The following is a 252-nucleotide window of genomic DNA, read 5'->3' on the forward strand; positions in this document are numbered from 1 at the left end:
CCTGGAAATTCTGAAAAATAGCTTTAATGCAGTGGTGAACTCTGATGGTACACTTTCTTCTGTTGTTATGGTAAAAGATTGGCACCAGATATGGCTTGCATTTGCAATCTATTCATTGGTTCTTGCTATATTCTTCGCTGTTTTATTTAAACACAAGCATAAGCCTGAAGACGTATCTTCAGTGAAGCATTAATTCAATTAAATAATAAAATATAAAATTGTACTTTCGTAAGAGAGTGCAATTTTTTTATT

At 31.7% G+C, this 252-nt stretch carries 1 pseudogene; it reads left to right on the top strand.

Annotation, left to right across the window (positions count from 1 at the left end):
• Positions 1-193 (top strand): annotated as a pseudogene (locus tag SB679_RS25465) (MFS transporter); the annotation flags it as partial.
• Between the last annotated feature and the right edge of the window lie 59 nt (positions 194-252).

Origin of the sequence: Chryseobacterium sp. SIMBA_029 (genome assembly GCF_046535275.1) — a bacterium.
Lineage (GTDB): Bacteria > Bacteroidota > Bacteroidia > Flavobacteriales > Weeksellaceae > Chryseobacterium.